We start from the raw sequence: 19,980 nt of genomic DNA on the forward strand, positions 1-19,980 counted from the left end.
ACGGGTCAAAGCAACGCTGTGTACAGAAAGGCCCGGCGGATGCTCCTGTGCACAAGGAGCATCCGCCGGGCCTGTGAGACCGATGGCAGATCAGGCGATGCCGGTGGCCTTCAGCCAGCTGCGCTGCGTCTCAAGCGCTTTGGTGATCTCGGCTGTCTTCTCTGCGTCACCTGCCGCCTCAGCAGCAGCGAGCTCTGCCTCGAGATCGGTGATGCTCTGCTGCAGCTGCGCGGCGAGACCGGTGGCGCGATCGCTCTTCTCACTGTTGCGTTTGGACCAGTGTGCGTCTTCGGCCTCTTTGACCGCCGTCTCGACAGCGTGCAGCCGAGCCTCGACGGAGCGCATGCTGGCACGGGGAACCCGACCGATCTCATCCCATTCGTCTTGCAGACGACGCAGCGCGGAGCGAGCAGCCTTCCAGTCAGTGACCGGCAGCAGCGCCTCAGCCCGCGTCAGCACTCCCTCTTTCTTCTGCAGGTTCTCTGCATACTCGGCGTCGGTGACGGCGTCGTGCTCCTGCTTCTTCGCGAAGATGACGTCTCCGGCTGCCTTGAACTGCTCCCAGAGGCGGTCGTCGACCTTGGCGCCGGCGCGTCCGGCGGCCTTCCAACGGTCGAGCAGCGCGCGGTAGTCATTGACACGGGGCTCGGCCTGCTCGGCCAGCTTCTGCGCCTCTTCGACCAGCTGCTGCTTCGTCTGCTTGGCCGTGCGATGCTGCTCGTCGAGGCTGGCGAAGAACGCCCGTCGACCGTCTTCGAGTTTGCGGCGAGACTGCTTGAACCGCGCCCACAGGGCGTCGGCCTGCTGCTTGGGCAGGCGGGCCGTGGTGCGCTGGTGCTCTTTCCACTCGCCGAAGATCTGCTCGACCTGGGCGTGAACGTCCTTCCAGCGGATGTTGGCGACCGGGGTGGCGGCCAGCTGCTCGATCTTCTCGACGATGGCCTCTCGCTGTGCCGCGGCTTCTGCGAGGGCCTGCGCCGACTGCTCCTGCTGCTTGCTCTCCAGTGCGTCGACCTGCGTGCGCAGCGCGTCGACCCTGGTGCGCAGCGCGTCGAGGTCGCCGACGACCGCCGGCTCTTTCAGCGCTTCGTCGAGTGCCGTGACGCTCTTGCGCACGTCTCGGGCCTTCGCCCCGGTGCGTGCCCGCTGCTCGGCCAGAGCGACCTGGCCGACGAGGTCTTGGAACTTGCGGCTGTAGAAGGCCAGCGCCTCCTCGGCGGTGGCTCCGGTGACCTGCCCGACCCAGCGTTCGCCGTCACCTGTGACCAGGTAGACGTTTCCCTCGCCGTCGGCGCGGCCGAACTGCTGCTGGTGTGTCTCGCTCACGACTCTCCTCAAATCCCGCTTCGATGCTGCACCAGTCTAGCCGGTGGCAGACGGCTGCTGTGCACGTGACGCGCTGGCGAAGCCGGTCTGAGCGGCCGTGTCGTCGGCTGGCGCTACGCTGTCGGCATGACGTCTCTGCAAGGTGCCCGAGCCAGCCGACCATTGGCGGCGCGCATGCGACCGCGAACGCTCGACGACGTTGTCGGCCAGAGCGAGCTGCGTCGACCGGGCACACCGCTGTGGCGTCTGTGCCACCCGACCGAGGGCGAGCGCACCCCGGCATCGGTCATTCTCTTCGGCCCCCCGGGAACGGGCAAGACGACGCTGGCGCATGTGATCGCCACCGAGGGACAGCGCCGCTTCATCGAGCTCTCGGCCATCAGCGCCGGAGTAAAAGACGTGCGACGCGTGATGGAGCAGGCGCAGGCAGACCGTGACCTCTATGGCACGCAGACGGTGCTGTTTCTCGATGAGATCCATCGATTCACCAAGGCGCAGCAGGACAGCCTGCTGCCCGGCGTCGAAGACGGCATCGTCACACTGGTGGCGGCGACCACTGAGAACCCCTCGTTCTCTGTGATCTCGCCGCTGCTCAGCCGATCGCTGCTGCTGCGTCTGACGTCGCTCTCCGACGACGACCTGCTCTCTCTCATCGATCGCGCCATCGTCGACGAACGTGGGCTGCACGGGGCGGTCGCGATCGACGACGAGGCCCGAACGGCCATCGTCGAGCTCGCCTCGGGCGACGCCCGGCGTGCGCTGACACTGCTCGAGGCGGCCGCCGGCCAAGCAGACGCCGACATTGCGTCCGCTGAGAAGACCGACGACGCAGACTCGTCCGAACAGGCTCGGCTGCCCCGCATCACCGCGGCGGTGGTCGCGATCGTGGCAGACCGAGCGCTGGTGCGGTACGACCAGAACGGCGATCAGCACTACGACGTGGTCAGCGCGTTCATCAAATCGATCCGCGGGTCAGACGTCGACGCGGCGGTGCACTACCTGGCCCGCATGATCGAGGGCGGCGAAGACTCCCGGTTCATCGCACGACGTCTCATGATCTCGGCTGCCGAAGACATCGGCACGGCCGATCCGCAGGCGCTGAGCATCGCTGTGGCTGCCGCGCAGACGGTCGCGATGGTGGGCATGCCCGAGGGGCGCATCCCTTTGGCCGAGGCCACCGTCTATCTGGCCTCGGCCCCCAAATCGAATGCTGCGTACCTGGCCATCGATCGTGCGATCGCCGACATCCGAGCCGGTGAGGCAGGCGATGTGCCGTCCCATCTGCGCGATGCGCACTATAAAGGGGCGCGAGCACTGGGCCACGGCATCGGCTATCAGTACCCCCACGACGAGCCGACGGGAGTGAGCGCCCAGCAGTATCTGCCCGACTCGCTGCAGGGACGCCGCTACTACGAGCCGACCGGCCACGGATTCGACGCCACGATCGGCCGTCGACTCGATCAGGTGCGTCGGCTGCTCGCCGGGCTGCCGATGCAGCGAGCTGCGCAGACCCCCACGGTGAAGACCTCTGAAGTGCCCTCCGGTAAGACCCCTGAGGTGCCCTCCGGCAAGGCGGCTGAGTCGTCGCCTGAGGCGACGGCGGATGCCGACGACGGGCTCGAGAAGAAGTGACGGTGCGGCGGGCGCCGCGCACAGAGGAGCGTGGTAGTGTTATTCGGCCTGAACTCTGCACGGCGAGCGGCTGCGCCCGCGGAGTGAATGGTGGCGCTCTGTAGCCGAGCGTTGCCCCGGCTCACTGATTGATTGTATTTAGCGTCATCGAGAGGAAACAATGGCGACGAAGTCGCGTACTCATAGCAAAACCCGTCTGTCCCGCGCGCTGGGCGTGGCACTGACCCCCAAGGCTGCCCGACTGATGGAGAACCGTCCGTTCCCCCCGGGTCAGCACGGCCGCACGAAGCGCCGCACCGACTCCGACTACGCGGTGCGTCTGCGCGAGAAGCAGCGTCTGCGCGCCCAGTACGGCATCCGCGAGGCACAGCTGCGCCGCGTGTTCAGCGAAGCCCGCAAGCAGGAGGGTCTGACCGGTGAGAACCTGGTCGAGCTGCTCGAGCAGCGTCTCGACGCGCTCGTTCTGCGCGCCGGCTTCGCCCGCAGCATCCAGCAGGCTCGCCAGCTGGTCGTGCACCGTCACATCATGGTCGACGGCGAACGCGTCGACCGCCCGTCGTTCCGCGTGAAGCCGGGTCAGCTCATTCACGTGCACGAGAAGAGCGAGAAGCTCGACGTCTTCCAGGTCGCCGCAGAAGGCGCCCACGCAGAGGTGCTGCCGGCCGTGCCGGAGTATCTCGACGTCACGCTCGACAAGCTCGAGGCCACGCTGACGCGTCGCCCGAAGCGCGCCGAAGTGCCCGTCACCTGTGAAGTCCAGCTGGTCGTCGAGTACTACGCTGCGCGCTGATCACTGACCCATCCGACGTTGTCGGTGGGAGAGAGGAGAACGGTCATGACTGGAGGAGACATTGCAGCGCTGATCGCTGCGATCGCCTTCGTCGTTCTGGTGGCGGTGCTGATCGTGCCGCTCTGGAAGCTCGGCCATCTGCTCGATGAGGCACGCGAGAGCGTGCGCGATCTCACCGACAACGTCGCCCCCCTGATCGAAGAGAGCACGGCGACCGTGGCCGAGGCCAATCGGCAGCTGGTCAAGGTCGACGGCATCACGACCAACCTGACGAAGGTCGCCGACAACGTCAGCGGCGTCGTCGCGACGGTCACCTCGGTCGTCAACTCGCCGTTAGGGCGCGTCGCTGGCATCGCGGCGTCGTTCGGCAAAAGCCGTCGCACGACGGCGAAGCAGGCCAAGACCACCGCGAAGCGAAAGTAGGCGCATATGGGCAAGGTATTCTGGTTCATCGTCGGCATCGGCACGGGATTCCTCGTGGCTCACAAGGTGTCGCAGACCGAGAAGGGTCAGGCATTCTTCGCCGAGGTCAACGACTTCACCGACACCGTGGCGCGCAGCTTTCAGGAGCGCACTGCCGAGGTTCGAGAGGCGATCGACGATCTGCAGGACGAACTGCGTGACGCTGCGCAGCACTGATCTGCGCTGAGCCCAAAACTTCTCACGGTGAACGACTCACCGGACGGGTGCCATCGTGCGGAGAGATCCGCACCTGGCACCCGTTTCCCCACTACGAAACGTCTGTGAAGGCATATGTACACTGCGGATATCCGACAGCGCTGGCTCGACTACTTCGCCAGCAAAGATCACACCATCGTTCCCTCGGCATCGTTGATCTCGGATGATCCGTCCCTGCTCTTCACCGTCGCCGGCATGGTGCCGTTCATCCCGTATCTGACGGGCGCTGTTCCCGCCCCGTACCCGCGGGCGGCCGACTGCCAGAAGTGCATCCGCACCAATGACATCGAAGAGGTGGGCAAGACGGCCCGCCACGGCACTTTCTTCCAGATGCTCGGCAACTGGTCGTTCGGCGACTACTTCAAAGAGGGCGCGATCACCTATGCCTGGGATCTGCTGACCTCGTCCGAAGCCGACGGCGGCTACGGGTTCGACGAGAAAGACCTCTGGGTCACCGTCTACGAAGACGACGACGAGGCGCACGAGTTGTGGCGCCGTATCGCCGGCCTGCCCGAGCACCGCATCCAGCGTCTCGGCCGCGAGGACAACTACTGGTCGACCGGTCAGCCGGGCCCCGCCGGTCCCTGCTCCGAGATCTACTACGATCGCGGCCCGAAATACGGCCGTGACGGCGGGCCTGCCGTGGACGACTCGAGATTCCTCGAGATCTGGAACCTCGTGTTCATGCAGTACGAGATCAACAACGTGCGCTCGAAGACCGAGTTCGACATCGTCGGCGAGCTGCCGCACAAGAACATTGACACCGGCATGGGGCTTGAGCGCGTCGCCTTCGTCAAACAGGGCGTCGAGAACATGTACGAGATCGACCAGGTGCGCCCCGTGCTCGACCGGGCCTCCGAGCTTGCAGGCATCAGCTACGGCGGCACTGAGAGCCACGACGACGACGTGCGGCTGCGCATCGTCGCCGACCACGTGCGCAGCGCGATGATGCTGATCAACGACGGCGTCAGCCCCTCGAACGACGGCCGCGGCTACGTGCTGCGCCGCCTGATCCGTCGCGCCGTGCGCGCCATGCGTCTGATGGGCGTCGACCGGCCGGTCATGCCCGACCTGCTGCCGGTGTCGAAAGACGCCATGAAGGCCTCGTACCCCGAGCTCGAAACCGGGTTCGAGCGCATCTCGAACATCACCTACAACGAAGAGGACTCATTCCTGCGCACGCTGGGCGCCGGTACGACGATCCTCGACCTCGCGATCGAGCACACCAAAGAGGCGAAGAGCTCGTCGCTGTCGGGCGACACGGCGTTCGCTCTGCACGACACGTACGGGTTTCCCATCGACCTCACCGTCGAGATCGCGCAGGAGGCCGGCCTCGACGTCGACCGCGACGAGTTCGCCAAGCTCATGACCGAGCAGCGCGAACGCGCTAAGGCCGACGCAAAGTCGAAGAAGACCGGCAACGTCGATCTCGCGGTCTACCGGGATCTGCGCGCGCTGGGTGCGACCAAGTTCCTCGGCTACGACGCGCTGTCGACCGAGGCACGTGTGCTGGGCCTCATCCGCGACGGTCAGTCGGTTCCGACTGCCACCGAGGGCGAGTCGGTCGACGTCATTCTGGACGAGACGCCGATCTATGCCGAGGGCGGCGGCCAGACCGCAGACCACGGCACGCTCGTCGGTGCCAACTTCACCGGACGCATCGTCGACGCACAGGCACCGGTCAAGGGGCTCACCGTGCACTCGGTGCAGGTCTCGAAAGGCACACTGGCGGTCGATGACCGCGTGCAGGTGCACGCCGACGCGCTGCATCGTCTCGAGGCCAGCCAGGCACACTCGGCCACACACCTCGTGCACGCCGCCCTGCGTCAGACGCTCGGCCGCACCGCGGTGCAGTCGGGGTCGCTCAACCGCCCCGGCTACATGCGTCTCGACTTCGCCTGGAACAACAGGCTGAGCCCTGAGACGGTCAGCGAGATCAACGAGATCTGCAACCAGGCCGTGCGCAACGATCTGCCGGTCAGCGCTACGATCATGGATCTCGAGTCGGCAAAGGCGACCGGCGCGATGGCCCTCTTCGGCGAGAAATACGGTCGCGAGGTTCGCGTCGTCGAGATCGGCGGCCCGTGGTCACGCGAGCTCTGCGCAGGCACGCATGTCGCGCACAGCTCGCAGATCGGCGTCGTCAACCTGATCAGCGAGACGTCGGTGGGCTCAGGTGCGCGTCGTCTCGAGGCACTGGTCGGCATGGACGCCGTGCAGCACGGCATCACGCAGCAGCAGCTCATCGCCTCGCTCGCCGCTCAGCTCAAGACCAAGCCCGACCAGCTCGAACAGCGAGTCTCGGCTCTGGTCGAAGAGCTGCATGCCGCGCAGAAACAGGTAAAAGATCTCACGAAGGCCAAGCTCGGCGCCCAGGTTCCCGCTCTCGTGGGACGTGCCGAAGACCTCGCCGGCGTGCGAGCGGTCGTCGCACGCGTCGAGGTGTCAGATGCGGATGCCCTGCGAGAGCTGGGCATGCAGGTGCGGTCAGCTCTGGGCGCGGACGCAGCCGTGGTCGCGCTGGTCGCGGTCGTCGGTCAGCGACCGACGGTCGTCGTCGCCACGAATCAGGCGGCTCGTGATCTCGGCGTCAAGGCCGGGGCCCTGGTCAAGGCTGCGGCGACGCGTCTGGGCGGCGGAGGCGGCGGCAAGCCGGACTTCGCTCAAGGAGGCGGCACCGACGCCAGCGGAGTCGAGGCCGCGCTCCAAGCGGTGCGTGTGCAGGTGCGCGACCGGTGACAGCAGCGGGTGAGCGTCGCGGCGTGCTGCTCGGCATCGATGTCGGCAAGGCCCGCATCGGAGTGGCCGCCTGCGACGCCGACCACCTGTTGGCCTACCCTGTCGAGACGGTGCAGCGCACTGATGACGGCTCATGGGCGGAACGCATCGCAGAAATCGCCGAAGAGTACGGCGCCGTAGGGCTGGTCTGCGGCCTGCCGATCAATCTGCGCGGCGGCGACACACAGTCGACGGACGACGCCCGTGATGTCTGTCAGCAGCTGGTCGAGAGAACCGGCATCGCTGCACATCTGGTCGACGAACGGCTGACCACCAACGTCGCGGCCCGTCAGCTGCGGCCGAGCGGTCGCAAACGCGGGAAGCAGCGATCGGTGATCGATCAGGCAGCCGCAGTTGCCATCCTGCAGCAGGCGCTGGAGATTGAGCAGCACACCGGGCGACTGCCCGGCGACGCTGTCGAAAGGAACGATGCATGAGCAGACACGCAGGCAGACGCCGCACACGACGCAAACGCACGATCACCTGGATCGTTGTGACGGTGTTGGTCGCCGTCTTCATCGCCGCGCTGCTCTTCGCCGGGCGGTCGCTGATGCGTGAGATGGGCATCGGCGAGGTCATCGACTATCCGGGGCCGGGCACCGACGACGTGACGTTCGTGATCCGTGACGGTGAGTCGGGCACCGACATCGCCGAGAACCTCGTCGACGTCGGCGTGATCAAGACGTACAAGGGCTTCTTGGACGAGTACCACAAACGGTCTCCTGAACCGGTCTTCCAGCCGGGGGCGTACAAGCTGCAGAAAGAGTCTCCCTCGGCCACGGTCATCGATGTGCTGAGCGACCCGTCGAACCGCGTCGACCTCAAAGTCGTCATTCCCGAAGGCTACCGACAGTCGCAGATTCTGGCCCGCATCTCGGAGGTGGTCGATCTGCCGCTCGAGAAGCTGCAGGCCGCCGCGCGCGACGTGAACGCCTACGACGTTCCGCAGCAGGCGAAGGATCATAAGTCCCTGGAGGGCTTCCTGTTCCCGGCGACATACACGATCGACCCAGAGGCCGAGCCGAAAGACATCATCAAGCAGATGGTCGATCGCGCCAACAAGGCCCTCGACAACGCCGGGGTGCAGGGCGACGCGGCACGCTACGACGTGATGACGAAGGCCTCGGTCGTGCAGGCCGAATCGGGCAGCGTCGCCGACATGGGCAAAGTCGCGCGTGTGATCGACAACCGGCTCGCCCAGGGAATGCCGCTGCAGATGGACTCGACTGTGACCTACGGGTCGGGGCGCACCGATATCGTCGAGCCTGACAAACAGGAACGCGACGATGCGAGCAACAAGTACAACACCTACGCCAACAAGGGCCTGCCGGTCGGACCGATCGGCAACCCGGGTGACGACGCCATCCAGGCGTCGCTCAACCCGACCCCCGGCGACTGGCTGTACTTCGTGACGGTGAACCTCGACACCGGCGAGACGGTCTTCTCGACGACGCTGCAGGAGCATCAGGCGTCGGTCGACCGGTACAACGCCTGGAAGCAGCAGAAAGGCATTCAGTAGTGGCTGCCGATGCCTCCGCTGCGACCGTGCGGTCGCAGCGACGCCTGGCCGTGTTGGGCAGCCCGATCGAGCATTCGCTGTCTCCGCTGCTGCACAATGCCGCCTACACCGCCCTCGGGCTGCCCTGGCAGTACGACCGCGCAGAGGTCGGCGGCGGCGAGCTGCTGCCCTTTCTGCAGGGGCTCGGCGACGACTGGCTCGGGCTCAGCCTGACGATGCCGCTGAAGCGTGAGGTCATCGCCTATCTCGACGAAGTGACTCCGCTGGTCGACGAACTGCAGGTGGCCAACACGCTGCGCTTCGCCCCGGGTAGGAGCTCCGACACCCGCGTGCTGCAAGGGGCGAACACCGACGTGTGGGGCATCGAACAGGCCCTGCGCGAAGCCGGAATCGAACGACTCGAGAGCGCCGAGGTGATCGGCTCGGGTGCGACCGCACTGAGCTCGCTGCGGGCGCTCGCAGATCTCGGCGCCCGCCGCGTCCGCCTGCACGCACGCACGCCGGAGCACGCCGGCGAGCTGGTCGATCGCGCGGCCGATTGGGGCGTCACGGTGGATGTCGTGACGCTGACCGGGGGAGAGCTCGCGCTGACGGCACCGGCGGTCGTGTCGACGCTGCCCGCCCATGCCGCAGATGCGATTGAACCTCGACTCGGCTCGGCGGGCGACGTGCTGCTGGACGTCGCCTACGACCCATGGCCCTCGACGCTGGCGACCCGCTGGCAGGCCATCGGCGGCACCGCAGTCTCGGGCATCGAGATGCTGCTCTGGCAGGCGGTCGCGCAGGTGCGCTTCTTCGTCTTCGGTGACGACACGCGCGAGCTGCCCGACGAACCGACGATCGTGCGTGCGATGCGTGCGGTGCTGCCGCCGAACGGGATGCCGCCGGGTGATCTGCCGCGGCCCTGACGCCTCGGCTTCGGCACCGAAACGAGTTTGACCTTCGACCCTATGGAAAGATGGAGCACATGTTGCGTTGGCTGACTGCAGGCGAGTCTCATGGTCCAGAACTGATCGCGCTCATCGAGGGCCTTCCGTCGGGCGTTCCGATCACGAGAGAGCAGATCTCTGCCGATCTGGCCCGCCGGAGACTGGGCTACGGCCGCGGCGCCCGGATGAAGTTCGAGCAGGACGCGATCACGCTCTCGGCCGGCATTCTGCACGGGTGCACCATCGGCTCGCCGATCGCGCTGCGCATCGGCAACACCGAGTGGCCGAAGTGGCAGGAGGTCATGACCCCCGATCCGGTCGACCCTCAGACGCTCACCGGCGGTCGAGCCGCGCCGCTCACCCGACCTCGGCCCGGCCACGCCGACCTGGTCGGCATGCAGAAATACGGCTTCGACGAGGCACGACCGATCCTCGAGCGCGCCAGTGCACGTGAGACTGCGGCACGCGTGGCGCTCGGCGCCGTCGCCCGAGCGTTCCTCGGCGAGCTCGGCATCCGACTGGTCAGCCACACCACGGCCATCGGCGGCGTCGCAGCACCCGACGACGAGCCGCACCCGACGCCCGACGACGTCGAGCGCCTCGACGCCGATCCCGTACGCTGCTTCGATCCCGAGACCTCGCAGCGCATCGTCGAGCGCATCGACCAGGCCCATAAAGACGGCGACACACTCGGCGGCGTCGTCGAGGTCGTGGCCTACGGTCTGCCGGTCGGCCTCGGCTCGCACATTCAGTGGGACCGCCGCCTCGACGGTCGCCTCGCCCAGGCGCTGATGGGCATTCAGGCCATCAAGGGGGTCGAATGCGGTCAGGGGTTCGGTCTCGCAGCGGTGCCCGGTTCGCAGGCGCACGACGAGATCGGCGCCGTCGAGACGCCCGCCGGGCAGCGCATCACTCGCGCATCGAATCGCGCCGGCGGTCTCGAGGGCGGCATGTCGACCGGGCTGCCCCTCTGGGTGCGCGCCGCCATGAAGCCGATCGCGACCGTGCCGCACGCACTGCGCACCGTCGACGTCAGCACCGGCGAAGCGGCCCGCGCCCACCACCAGCGCTCAGACGTCTGTGCGGTGCCGGCGGCCGGCGTCGTCGCCGAGGCGATGGTCGCGCTCGTACTCGCCGAGGCCGTGCTTGAGAAGTTCGGCGGCGACTCGATCGCCGAGACGCGACGCAATCTGCAGAGCTTCCAGGCCGGCGTGCCAGACGCGCTGCGCACCAGCCATGAGGTGAACTCCGTATGGTGACGGTGCTGATCGGCCCACCGGGAGTCGGCAAGTCGAGCATCGGTCGAGCCGTGGCGGCGCGTCTCGGAGCTCCCTTCGTCGACAGCGATGTGCTCATCTCGCAGCAGTACGGGCCGATCCCCGAGATCTTCCTGCACGACGGCGAGGCCGAGTTTCGCCGCAAGGAGGAGCGTATGGTCGCACAGGCGCTCGCAGACGACGACCCGGACGCCATCGTCGCCCTCGGCGGCGGGGCTCCGCTCTCAGCGACCACCCAGCGGCTGCTCACCGAGCACTTCGTCGTCTTTCTCGACGTCGACGCCGCACACGTCGGTGATCGCATCGACGGCAGCCTGCCCTCGCAGGCCGACGCCGGATCCGGCGCAGGCGACCAGCAGACGGCCCGACCGCTGTTGGCCGGCGGCATCGACGCATGGCAGAGACTCTACGATCAGAGACTCGACACCTACGCACGTCTGGCGGACCACACCGTCGACACGCGCGATCTCGATCGAGAGTCGGTAGCCGACGAGGTCGAACAGGCGATCGCACAGAGGAGACAAATGCAGCAGGCAGACGAGACCGTGACGCAGGGAAGCGGGCTCGAACCTCGCACCGTGCACGTGGGCGGGCAGCACCCGTATGACGTCTTCATCGGCGAGAACGTGCTCGACCGGCTTGCCGAGGCCATCGACGACCGGGTCACGCGAGTGCTGATCGTGCACCAGCCGACCGGGCAGGCGCTCGCCGAACGGCTGCGCGCCCAGCTCGACGGACGGGTGCAGGCGATGACCGCCGAGGTGCCCGACGCCGAAGAGGGCAAGCGCATCGAAGTGATCGGATTTCTCTGGCAGGTGCTCGGCAAGGCCGACTTCACCCGAACCGATCTGATCATCGGCGTGGGCGGGGGAGCGGTCACCGACATCGCCGGATTCGCTGCGGCGACGTGGCTGCGCGGCATCAAAGTCATTCAGGTGCCCACCTCGGTGCTGGGCATGGCCGACGCCGCCGTCGGCGGCAAGACCGGGATCAACACCAACGAGGGCAAGAACCTTGCCGGTGCGTTCCACACGCCGGCGGCGGTGTTCGCCGACACGACGACGCTCGAGACGCTGCCGCGCAATGAGCTGCTCACCGGCTACGCCGAGGTCGCGAAGTGCGGGTTCATCGGTCAGAACTCGATTCTCGACCTGATCGAGCAGCACGGCGACCAGGCGGTCGATCCCGCGTCGCCGGTGTTCCTCGACGCGCTCACCCAGGCCGTGTCGCTCAAGGCCGACGTCGTCGAGGGCGATCTGCGCGAGGCCGGACGACGCGAGATCCTCAACTACGGGCATACGCTCGGGCACGCGATCGAGTATGCCGAACGCTACCAGTGGCGCCACGGAGCAGCAGTGTCGGTGGGCATGGTCTTCGCCGCGCATCTCTCGCACCTCACCGGCCATCTCAGCGACGCAGACCTCGACCGGCACTACAGCGTGCTGCAGTCGCTGGGGCTGCCGACGACCTACCGTCGGGGCGCCTGGGAGCAGCTGCTCGCCGTGATGCACCGTGACAAGAAGGCCCGCGGCGACGTGCTGCGCTTCATCATTCTCGACGGCATCGGTCGCCCGATCGTGCTCACCGGGCCCGAACCCGATCTGCTCTTCACCGCGTACCAGGAGATCGCCGAATGACCGCCGCGGCCGAGCGGACGACCGAGGCACCGACAGTGCTGGTGCTCAACGGACCGAACCTGGGTCGGCTGGGAGCCCGCACGCCCGAGGTCTACGGCACAGCCTCCCTCGACGACCTGACCCGCGAGCTTGGCGCCGAGGGCGCGCGACTCGGGCTGCGGGTCGACGTTCGGCAGAGCGACGACGAGGCGGAGCTGATCGGCTGGCTCTTCGAGGCCATCGAGCAGCGCAGCCCGGTCGTGCTGAATCCGGCTGCGTTCACGCACTACTCGTACGCGCTCGCGGATGCTGCGGTGCAGGTTCCCGAGGCTGGCCTGCCGCTGGTCGAGGTGCACATCTCGAACCCCGCCGGGCGGGAACGGTTCCGGCAGCGCAGCGTGATCTCAGCGGTGGCTACCGGGACGATCGCCGGTTTCGGCTTCGACTCGTATGTGCTCGCGCTCGAGGCGATCGCACGGCTGCAGGGCCGCTGAGCCACGACGTGGATCGCATCACCGGCAGGTGAGGGAGTAGACTGGCAGAGTGTGTCTGCTCCCCGGATGAGCGACACCGGCGCGACGGATGTCGACGCAGCGCGAGTGAGTGCAGCATCCCCGTCACGTGACCGAAGACGACTGAACGAACGGAAGACTGTGGCAACCACCAACGACCTGAAGAATGGACTCGTGCTGAAGATCGACGGCCAGCTCTGGACCGTCATCGAGTTTCAGCATGTGAAGCCGGGCAAGGGCGGGGCGTTCGTGCGCACCAAGCTGAAGAACGTGCTCACCGGCAAGGTGGTCGACCGTACTTTCAACGCGGGCACCAAGGTCGAGACTGCGACCGTCGACAAGCGCGACATGCAGTTCTCGTACAAAGACGGCGAAGACTTCGTGTTCATGGACAACTCGGACTATGAGCTCATCACCCTGCCGGCCAACGTCGTCGGCGACGCCGAGCACTTCCTGCTTGAGAACCAGGAGGCCACTGTGGCCTTCCACGAGGGCTCGCCGCTCTACGTCGAGCTGCCCGCATCGGTGACCCTCGAGGTCACCTACACCGAGCCCGGACTGCAGGGCGACCGTTCGAGCGCCGGCACGAAGGCCGCCACACTCGAGACCGGCTACGAGATCCAGGTGCCGTTGTTCCTCGAGACCGGCACCAAGGTGAAGGTCGACACCCGCACCAGCGAGTACCTCGGCCGCGTGACCGACTGATGGCCGTGACCGACCAGACCGAAGACAGCACGCGTCGCCCGTTCAGCGGGCGCACGCTGGCTCGTCAGCGCGCCGTCGATGTGCTGTACGCCGCCGATCTGCGCGGGCAGTCCGTCGCCGAGGCGATCGAGGCCTGGCTGAGCAACGCGCGAGACAACCTCGCGAACAGCCGCCCGCAGAGCGAGTCGGCAGGGCTGCGACAGCTCGAGGCAGAGCGCGAACTCGACCACCTCGACACGTACACCTACGCTCGGCAGATCGCCGCCGGTGTGGGCGACCACCAGTCGAGCATCGACGAGCTCATCGAGAGCTACGCCAAGGACTGGACGCTGGCCCGCCTGCCCAAGGTCGACCTGGCCATTCTGCGAGTCGGTGTGTGGGAGGTGCTCTACAACGACGAGGTTCCGGCTGCAGTCGCGATCTCGGAGGCGTCGAAGCTTGCCGCAGAGCTCAGCACCGACAGCTCGCCGCGTTTCGTGAGCGGTGTGCTGCACGCGATTGCCGAGGCGGAGTGACCGAGCAGCAGCCTGCAGCGCGCGCGCACAGACAGGTGCGCCCGCGCACCGAAGGCTGGACTCAGCAGGTGGCGGCCGACGGCCGTCCAGTGCTGCAGTTCGCCGCGAAGCCACGGGTGAAGAAGCCGCCGAAGCACCTCGCCGACCTCACCCTGGCCGAGCGCAAAGAGTGGCTCAAAGAACTCGGCGTGCCGGCTTTTCGAGCGAAGCAGCTCTCGAAGCACTGGTTCGTGCATCACACAGCCGACCCGGCGAAGATGAGCGATCTGCCCAAAGAGGGCCGTGACGAGCTGGTGGCCACGGTGCTGCCGCAGCTCCTCACAGAGGAACGTCGCCTGGTCACCGACCGCGGTGACACGATCAAATTTCTCTGGAAGCTGTTCGACGGCGCGCTCGTCGAGTCGGTGCTGATGCGGTATCCCGGGCGCATCACACTCTGCGTCTCGAGCGAGGCAGGCTGCGGCATGAACTGCCCGTTCTGCGCCACGGGCCAGGCAGGACTCACTCGCAACCTCTCGACTGCCGAGATCGTGGCCCAGATCGTCGCGGCGAACGCAGTCATCGCAAGCGGTGCGCTCAAAGGCGGCACGCGCGACGACGAGCGTGTGAGCAATGTGGTGTTCATGGGCATGGGAGAGCCGCTCGCCAACTACAAGCGGGTGATGGGCGCAGTGCACCGCATGGTCGACCCCGAGCCCGAGGGCATGAACATGGCCGCGCGTCAGATCACGGTGTCGTCGGTCGGGCTCGCCCCGGCCATCCGCAAGCTCGCCGATGAGGGCGTCCCGGTGACCTTCGCGCTGTCGCTGCATGCACCTGACGACGAGCTGCGTGACGAGCTGATTCCCGTCAACAGCCGTTGGAAAGTGGACGAGGCGCTCGACGCCGCGTACCACTACTACGAGGTGACCGGTCGACGAGTCTCGATCGAGTACGCGCTCATCAAAGACATGAACGATCACGGCTGGCGCGCCGATCTGCTCGCAGAGAAGCTCAACGAGCGAGGGCAGGGCTGGGCACACGTGAATCCCATCCCGCTGAACCCCACGCCGGGCTCAGTCTGGACGGCGTCGACGCCCGCCGCGACCCGCGAGTTCATCCGGCGTCTCGAAGCAGCCGGTGTCGCCGCCTCTCTGCGTGACACTCGTGGCAAAGAGATCGACGGCGCCTGCGGGCAGCTCGCCGCCACAGAGTGAGAGACCCGTCGCAGTTCGTCGATCGGTCAGCGGCGAGGTGCTCTCGTCCGTCGTGACACAATGACCGCATGATCGAATCAGTCGATGTGCTCCGCCTCGCCGCTTTCGCCGACGCACCGGGCGGCGGCAATCCCGCCGGCGTCGTGCTGGACGCCTCGAAGCTCCACGCTGATGCGATGCTCGCGATCGCCCGTGAGGTCGGGTTCTCGGAGACCGCGTTCGTGACTCGCCCGGCGACCGAGCAGGTTCCGGACGAGATCGGCATCCGGTATTTCTCACCTGAGGCCGAGGTGCCGTTCTGCGGGCATGCGACGATCGCGACGGCTGTGGCGCTTGCCGAGCGCGAGCCGACCGGCGATCGTCACCGCTACGTCTTCGAGACCGCGGTCGGTCCGCTCACGGTCGACACCGTGCGCAGTGATTCCGGCACGGTCGCCTCGTTCACGAGCGTCGAGCCCGTCGTGAGGCCGATTGAGGCCGAGGTGCTGCAGCAGCTGCTGCAGCTGCTCGGTCTGCAGACCGACGATCTCGACCGACAGCTGCCACCGCGGGTCGCCTATGCGGGCAACGACCACCCGATGCTGACCATCGCCGACGCCGCGGTGTTCGACGAGTTCTCCTTCGATCCGCAGGCGGTGCGGGCACTGATGGACGAGCAGGGGTGGCCGGGCACCGTGACCGTGATGCATCGGCAGACGGCCAACCGGTTCGAGGCTCGCAATCTGTTTCCGGTCGGTCAGATCGTCGAAGATCCGGCGACGGGCTCGGCGGCAGCTGCGTTCGGCGGCTACCTGCGCGCGCTGGGCCAGGCCCCGGTGCCCGGCCACGTGACCGTGCTGCAGGGCAGACACGTCGGCCGTCCCAGCCGACTCGCCGTGCGCATCCCGCGGTCGGGCGGCATCACCGTTTCGGGCACCGCGCTGCCGATCGCAGAGCCTGATGCCAGTGCTACACTCGGTTGAACATCCTTTAACGACCGTCCTGTGAGGCGGGAAAGGAAGAAACCCGTGGCAACAACTGTGATGCAGGCGGGCGACATCGATCGCGCCCTGACACGCATCGCCTTCGAGATCCTCGAGGGCAACAAAGGCCCAGACAATCTGGTGCTGCTCGGCATTCCCAGCAGGGGAGTGCCCCTGGCTCAACGTCTCGCGGCCAAGATCGCGAAGACCGAGTCGCTTCCCGATCCCGACGCGCTCGTCGGTTCGATCGACATCACCATGTATCGCGATGATCTTCGCGCCAAGCCGCTGAAGCATCCCCAGCCCACGCAGGTGCCGCTGAGCGGCATCGACGGCAAGACCGTGGTGCTGGTCGACGACGTGCTCTACTCCGGTCGCAGCGTGCGCGCGGCGCTGGATGCGCTGGGCGAGCTGGGGCGGCCAGAGGTCGTCCGCCTCGCGGTGCTGGTCGATCGCGGGCATCGTCAGCTGCCCATTCGGGCGGACTTCGTCGGCAAGAACCTGCCGACCTCGCGCAGCGAACAGGTGCAGGTGCACCTCGAGCCGCTCGACGCCACCGACGAGGTGGTGATCTCGTGAAGCATCTGCTCAGCACACGCGATCTCGACCAGTCGACCGCCGTCGGCCTGCTCGATATCGCCGAAGACATGGATGCGGTCAACCGCCGCGAGATCAAGAAGCTGCCGACGCTGCGCGGTCGCACCGTGGTCAACCTCTTCTACGAGAACTCGACTCGCACGCGCATCTCGTTCGAGGCGGCCGCGAAACGGCTGTCGGCCGACGTGATCAACTTCACTGCGAAGGGCTCGAGCGTCACCAAGGGCGAGTCTCTCAAAGACACCGCCCAGACGCTCACGGCCATCGGCGCCGACGGCGTGGTCATCAGACACAGCGCCGACGGGGCGGCTCACCGTCTCGCGCAGACAGACTGGATCGACGCCAGCGTCGTGAACGCGGGCGACGGCACGCACGAACACCCCACTCAGGCGCTGCTCGACGCCTTCACGATCCGCAAACGCCTGCACGGCGAGGCCTCACGCGGCCTCGCTCTCGACGGCGTGCGCGTGCTGATCGTGGGAGACATCGACCACTCCCGAGTTGCGCGCAGCGATCTGTGGCTGCTCACGACGCTGGGAGCGGAGGTCGCCTTCGCCGGCCCGCCCACGCTGATTCCCTTCGGCATCGACGGCTGGCCGGTTCGTGTGTACGACGACTTCGACGAGGCGATCGCCGCCGGGTTCGACGTCGTCATCATGCTGCGCATCCAGCTGGAGCGCATGCACGACGCATTCTTCCCGACCAGCGAGGAGTACACCCGCCTCTGGGGTCTCGGCGAGCAGCGCCTGCGCCGTCTCGGAGAGCAGGCGCTGGTCATGCATCCCGGGCCGATGAACCGCGGCCTCGAGATCAGCTCGTTCGCCGCGGACTCGGTGCAGGCCACCGTGCGCGAGCAGGTCGCCAACGGCGTCTCTGTGCGCATGGCCGTGCTCTACTCGCTGCTCGGAACGGGCATGGGAGCCGGCCTCGGCGAAACGAACGGAGGTCTCGCATGAGCCGCGACATCGTCATCACCAACGCACGGCTGCTCGGTCGCGATGCCGTCGACATCCGCGTCTCAGGTCAGCAGATCGTGTCGGTCGAGCCGACGGGCGCGACCACGGCATCCGCCGCCGATCGCGAGAGCGGTCGTGACGCCGATCTCGTCATCGACGGCTCGGGACTCATCGCACTGCCCGGTCTTGTCGATCTCGGCGCGCACCTGCGCCAGCCCGGCCTCGAACAGGTCGAGACCGTGACCTCGGCGTCGCAGGCAGCCGCACTCGGCGGTTTCACCGCCGTGCACGCTCTGCCCGACACCGACCCTGTCGCAGACACGGCAGGCAACGTCGAACTGGTGCACCGGCTTGGGCTGGACGCCGGCTACGTCGACGTGCGTCCGATCGGTGCCGTCACCGTCGGCATGCGGGGCGAGCGCCTCGCCGAGATCGGTGCGATGGCGCACTCCACCGCACAGGTACGGGTCTTCAGCGACAGTGAGACCGGCATCACCGACCCGCTGCTGCTGCGTCGCGCACTCGAATACGTGAAGCCCTTCGACGGCGTCATCGCGCAGCATGCGCAGGATCCGCTGCTGACCAAAGACGCCGAGATGAACGAGGGCGAGCTCTCAAGCCGTCTCGGGCTGCACGGCTGGCCCGCCGTCGCCGAAGCCTCGGTCATCGCCCGTGACGTGCTGCTCGCCGACCACGTCGGGGCGCGACTGCACGTGCGCCACGTCTCGGCGAAGGGCAGCGTCGACGTGCTGCGCTGGGCGAAGCAGCGGGGCATCGACGTGACCGCCGACGTCACCCCGCATCACCTCGCACTGACCGAAGAGCTCATCGCCGGCTATGATCCCCGCTACAAGGTCAACCCGCCGCTGCGCGCTCAGGCCGACGTCGAGGCACTGCGCGAGGGCCTGGCCGACGGAACCATCGACGCGATCGCGACCGATCACGCTCCGCAGCCGCCCGAGGCGAAAGAGTGCGAATGGGCACACGCCGAACCGGGGATGCTGGGGCTGCAGACCGCCCTGCACGTCGCCCAGGCGGCGCTGGTCGACACCGGCGTGCTGAGCTGGGGCGATCTCGCCCGTGTCCTGAGCAGTGCCCCTGCCGCCATCGCCGGCGACGCCGAACAGGGGCAGCAGCTCACCGCCGATGCGATCGCCAACCTCGTGCTGGTCGATCCGCTGGGCAGCACGACGCTGCAGCGCGACGACATCGCGAGCCTGTCATGGAACTCGCCCTGGCTGGGGGAGCAGCTGCCCGGTCGAATCGTGGCCACGATCAGTCGTGGCGTGCCGACCGTGCTCGACGGCGCGCTGTGCACACCCGAGGCGGTGCACACGTGGATCTAGACCCCAAAGTCCTTCCCACCGTCGTGACCGTGCTCGTCGTGATCGCGGCATTCGTCGGCATGTGGCTCGGCTGGCGACGACGCACCCGCCAGCAGGAGGCCGAGCTGCCCGGGCTCGCGCCGGCGCCGTCGACCGAGCAGCTCGGCGAGCCGATGGCCGCCGGCAGCGGGCTCTACGTCGCGACGACCGAGGCCGACGACCCGTTGAATCGCATCACCGCAGGCGACTTGGGGTTCCGCGCACGCGCGACCGTGCACGTCTACGCGCAGGGCGTCGTCGTCGAGCGCGACGGCTCTCAGCCGCTGTTCATCGCACAGCCGAGCCTCGACGGTGCCGGACTCGAAAGCTACGCGGTCGACAAGGGCGTGGAGAAAGGCGGCCTCACCGGCATCGACTGGCGGTGGGGCGACCGCGAGGTCACCTCGTTCTTCCGCATGCGACGACCCCAGGACGGCCCTGCCATCGTCACGGCCGTCCGGACCATCGCCCCACCGCAGTCTGCGGCACGGAGGGCTCGCGATCTCATGTTCTGATCAGACGCAGACCGAGACCGCAGCTCTCCGGCACATCCCCCGCAGCCTGCACCAGCATCCATCAGACCGACGACGTCACGAACGTCACAGAGACCATTCAGAGCAAGGAGCAC

Annotated in this window: 20 protein-coding genes and 1 pseudogene; 20 read left to right on the forward strand and 1 reads right to left on the reverse strand. The window is 67.2% G+C overall.

Annotated features, from left to right (window positions below; genetic code table 11):
- Positions 1-90: 90 nt before the first annotated feature.
- Positions 91-1,326 carry a DUF349 domain-containing protein gene (locus tag F8O09_RS00905; RefSeq protein WP_192497504.1) on the reverse strand — a complete coding sequence of 412 codons (1,236 nt, stop codon included), beginning with the start codon at positions 1,324-1,326 and terminating at the stop codon, positions 91-93.
- A gap of 126 nt (positions 1,327-1,452) precedes the next feature.
- Between F8O09_RS00905 and F8O09_RS00910 the strand changes: the two genes are divergently transcribed.
- The 20 genes and pseudogenes from F8O09_RS00910 to F8O09_RS01000 all read left to right on the forward strand — a co-directional run bounded on the left by F8O09_RS00910 (position 1,453) and on the right by F8O09_RS01000 (position 19,867).
- Complete coding sequence (locus F8O09_RS00910; RefSeq protein WP_158053630.1) at positions 1,453-2,958, forward strand: replication-associated recombination protein A; 1,506 nt, start codon at positions 1,453-1,455, stop codon at positions 2,956-2,958.
- A gap of 160 nt (positions 2,959-3,118) precedes the next feature.
- On the forward strand, positions 3,119-3,748 hold the full coding sequence (gene rpsD / locus F8O09_RS00915; protein WP_158031588.1) for a 30S ribosomal protein S4: 630 nt from the start codon (positions 3,119-3,121) through the stop codon (positions 3,746-3,748).
- A gap of 45 nt (positions 3,749-3,793) precedes the next feature.
- Positions 3,794-4,171, forward strand: a complete 378-nt coding sequence (locus F8O09_RS00920) for a DUF948 domain-containing protein (RefSeq protein ID WP_158031587.1) — start codon at positions 3,794-3,796, stop codon at positions 4,169-4,171.
- Positions 4,172-4,177: 6 nt separating this feature from the next.
- Entirely contained in the window at positions 4,178-4,387 is a 210-nt protein-coding gene (locus F8O09_RS00925; protein WP_158053631.1) for a hypothetical protein, read from the forward strand.
- Positions 4,388-4,501: 114 nt separating this feature from the next.
- Entirely contained in the window at positions 4,502-7,165 is a 2,664-nt protein-coding gene (alaS, locus tag F8O09_RS00930) for an alanine--tRNA ligase (RefSeq protein WP_158053632.1), read from the forward strand.
- Positions 7,162-7,641 carry a Holliday junction resolvase RuvX gene (gene ruvX, locus F8O09_RS00935; RefSeq protein ID WP_158053633.1) on the forward strand — a complete coding sequence of 160 codons (480 nt, stop codon included), beginning with the start codon at positions 7,162-7,164 and terminating at the stop codon, positions 7,639-7,641. Before alaS ends, ruvX begins: the two co-directional genes overlap by 4 nt.
- Complete coding sequence (gene mltG / locus F8O09_RS00940) at positions 7,638-8,723, forward strand: endolytic transglycosylase MltG (RefSeq protein ID WP_158031583.1); 1,086 nt, start codon at positions 7,638-7,640, stop codon at positions 8,721-8,723. The genes ruvX and mltG overlap by 4 nt, the downstream gene beginning before the upstream one ends.
- A complete protein-coding gene (locus tag F8O09_RS00945; RefSeq protein WP_192497505.1) occupies positions 8,723-9,631 on the forward strand; it encodes a shikimate dehydrogenase in 909 nt (302 codons plus the stop codon). Before mltG ends, F8O09_RS00945 begins: the two co-directional genes overlap by 1 nt.
- 59 nt (positions 9,632-9,690) lie before the next feature.
- Positions 9,691-10,911, forward strand: a complete 1,221-nt coding sequence (aroC, locus tag F8O09_RS00950; RefSeq protein WP_158053635.1) for a chorismate synthase — start codon at positions 9,691-9,693, stop codon at positions 10,909-10,911.
- A pseudogene (locus F8O09_RS10475) lies at positions 10,905-11,426 on the forward strand (shikimate kinase); the annotation flags it as partial. The gene aroC and the pseudogene F8O09_RS10475, both read left to right, overlap by 7 nt.
- A 27-nt stretch (positions 11,427-11,453) precedes the next feature.
- On the forward strand, positions 11,454-12,566 hold the full coding sequence (gene aroB / locus F8O09_RS00955; RefSeq protein WP_225732911.1) for a 3-dehydroquinate synthase: 1,113 nt from the start codon (positions 11,454-11,456) through the stop codon (positions 12,564-12,566).
- Complete coding sequence (locus F8O09_RS00960) at positions 12,563-13,039, forward strand: type II 3-dehydroquinate dehydratase (protein ID WP_158031578.1); 477 nt, start codon at positions 12,563-12,565, stop codon at positions 13,037-13,039. Before aroB ends, F8O09_RS00960 begins: the two co-directional genes overlap by 4 nt.
- A gap of 159 nt (positions 13,040-13,198) precedes the next feature.
- Complete coding sequence (gene efp / locus F8O09_RS00965) at positions 13,199-13,762, forward strand: elongation factor P (protein ID WP_158031577.1); 564 nt, start codon at positions 13,199-13,201, stop codon at positions 13,760-13,762.
- Between the two features lie 5 nt (positions 13,763-13,767).
- Positions 13,768-14,277, forward strand: coding sequence for a transcription antitermination factor NusB (gene nusB, locus F8O09_RS00970; RefSeq protein WP_225732791.1), 510 nt, complete (start codon positions 13,768-13,770; stop codon positions 14,275-14,277).
- Complete coding sequence (gene rlmN / locus F8O09_RS00975; RefSeq protein WP_158053638.1) at positions 14,274-15,473, forward strand: 23S rRNA (adenine(2503)-C(2))-methyltransferase RlmN; 1,200 nt, start codon at positions 14,274-14,276, stop codon at positions 15,471-15,473. Before nusB ends, rlmN begins: the two co-directional genes overlap by 4 nt.
- 68 nt (positions 15,474-15,541) lie before the next feature.
- Positions 15,542-16,435, forward strand: coding sequence for a PhzF family phenazine biosynthesis protein (locus F8O09_RS00980; protein WP_192497506.1), 894 nt, complete (start codon positions 15,542-15,544; stop codon positions 16,433-16,435).
- A gap of 60 nt (positions 16,436-16,495) precedes the next feature.
- Positions 16,496-17,014: a bifunctional pyr operon transcriptional regulator/uracil phosphoribosyltransferase PyrR gene (gene pyrR / locus F8O09_RS00985; RefSeq protein WP_158031858.1), complete on the forward strand. Its 519-nt coding sequence runs from the start codon at positions 16,496-16,498 to the stop codon at positions 17,012-17,014.
- Positions 17,011-17,988: an aspartate carbamoyltransferase catalytic subunit gene (locus tag F8O09_RS00990; RefSeq protein WP_158053639.1), complete on the forward strand. Its 978-nt coding sequence runs from the start codon at positions 17,011-17,013 to the stop codon at positions 17,986-17,988. Before pyrR ends, F8O09_RS00990 begins: the two co-directional genes overlap by 4 nt.
- Positions 17,985-19,334: a dihydroorotase gene (locus F8O09_RS00995; RefSeq protein WP_158053640.1), complete on the forward strand. Its 1,350-nt coding sequence runs from the start codon at positions 17,985-17,987 to the stop codon at positions 19,332-19,334. Before F8O09_RS00990 ends, F8O09_RS00995 begins: the two co-directional genes overlap by 4 nt.
- The gene (locus F8O09_RS01000; protein ID WP_158053641.1) at positions 19,325-19,867 is read left to right on the forward strand and encodes a transporter; all 543 of its coding nucleotides are present in this window, start codon (positions 19,325-19,327) and stop codon (positions 19,865-19,867) included. Before F8O09_RS00995 ends, F8O09_RS01000 begins: the two co-directional genes overlap by 10 nt.
- Positions 19,868-19,980 lie beyond the last annotated feature (113 nt).

It is taken from the genome of Pseudoclavibacter sp. CFCC 11306, from assembly GCF_008831235.1.
In the GTDB taxonomy this organism is placed as follows: domain Bacteria; phylum Actinomycetota; class Actinomycetes; order Actinomycetales; family Microbacteriaceae; genus Pseudoclavibacter_A.

Excerpts from the sequence above, each read along its gene's own strand:
- F8O09_RS00910 (WP_158053630.1), top strand. The coding sequence starts at position 1,453 with ATGACGTCTCTGCAAGGTGCCCGAGCCAGCCGACCATTGGCGGCGCGC.
- rpsD (WP_158031588.1), top strand. The coding sequence starts at position 3,119 with ATGGCGACGAAGTCGCGTACTCATAGCAAAACCCGTCTGTCCCGCGCG.
- F8O09_RS00920 (WP_158031587.1), top strand. The coding sequence starts at position 3,794 with ATGACTGGAGGAGACATTGCAGCGCTGATCGCTGCGATCGCCTTCGTC.
- F8O09_RS00925 (WP_158053631.1), top strand. The coding sequence starts at position 4,178 with ATGGGCAAGGTATTCTGGTTCATCGTCGGCATCGGCACGGGATTCCTC.
- alaS (WP_158053632.1), top strand. The coding sequence starts at position 4,502 with ATGTACACTGCGGATATCCGACAGCGCTGGCTCGACTACTTCGCCAGC.
- mltG (WP_158031583.1), top strand. The coding sequence starts at position 7,638 with ATGAGCAGACACGCAGGCAGACGCCGCACACGACGCAAACGCACGATC.
- aroC (WP_158053635.1), top strand. The coding sequence starts at position 9,691 with ATGTTGCGTTGGCTGACTGCAGGCGAGTCTCATGGTCCAGAACTGATC.
- aroB (WP_225732911.1), top strand. The coding sequence starts at position 11,454 with ATGCAGCAGGCAGACGAGACCGTGACGCAGGGAAGCGGGCTCGAACCT.
- F8O09_RS00960 (WP_158031578.1), top strand. The coding sequence starts at position 12,563 with ATGACCGCCGCGGCCGAGCGGACGACCGAGGCACCGACAGTGCTGGTG.
- F8O09_RS00980 (WP_192497506.1), top strand. The coding sequence starts at position 15,542 with ATGATCGAATCAGTCGATGTGCTCCGCCTCGCCGCTTTCGCCGACGCA.
- pyrR (WP_158031858.1), top strand. The coding sequence starts at position 16,496 with ATGCAGGCGGGCGACATCGATCGCGCCCTGACACGCATCGCCTTCGAG.
- F8O09_RS00995 (WP_158053640.1), top strand. The coding sequence starts at position 17,985 with ATGAGCCGCGACATCGTCATCACCAACGCACGGCTGCTCGGTCGCGAT.